The sequence below is a fragment of the Streptomyces xylophagus genome, from assembly GCF_000716435.1.
Classification (GTDB): domain Bacteria; phylum Actinomycetota; class Actinomycetes; order Streptomycetales; family Streptomycetaceae; genus Streptomyces; species Streptomyces xylophagus.
Genome location: NZ_JNWO01000146.1, coordinates 1 through 433 on the forward strand (window position 1 = coordinate 1; position 433 = coordinate 433).

General features: G+C 59.6%; 1 rRNA gene. It reads right to left on the minus strand.

The window, feature by feature from the left end:
• Positions 1–356: 356 nt before the first annotated feature.
• Positions 357–433: ribosomal RNA gene (locus tag OO70_RS50715) — 16S ribosomal RNA — on the minus strand; the annotation flags it as partial.

The following is a 433-nucleotide window of genomic DNA, read 5'->3' on the forward strand; positions in this document are numbered from 1 at the left end:
TGGTGCCAAGGCATCCACCGTGCGCCCTTAAAAACTTGGCCACAGATGCTCGCGTCCACTGTGCAGTTCTCAAACAACGACCAACCACCCATCACCCCGGACCAGTAGTCCGAGTACACTGGGGTCGGCACTGAAGGCGACCTTGCGGCCGTGCCCTCAGACACCCAACAGCGTGCCCGACCAGTTCCTGTCCTCAGGTCATGCTTTCCACGCCCCGAAGAGCAGTACTCGCAAGCCTGTGACCCAGACCCCGGCCGAATAATCAACGTTCCACCCTTGAGCAACCACCGTCGGACATCTGCCGACGTAATGGCCCTGGACCACCAAGTGAACTTGGCGGCCTAGATGCTCCTTAGAAAGGAGGTGATCCAGCCGCACCTTCCGGTACGGCTACCTTGTTACGACTTCGTCCCAATCGCCAGTCCCACCTTCG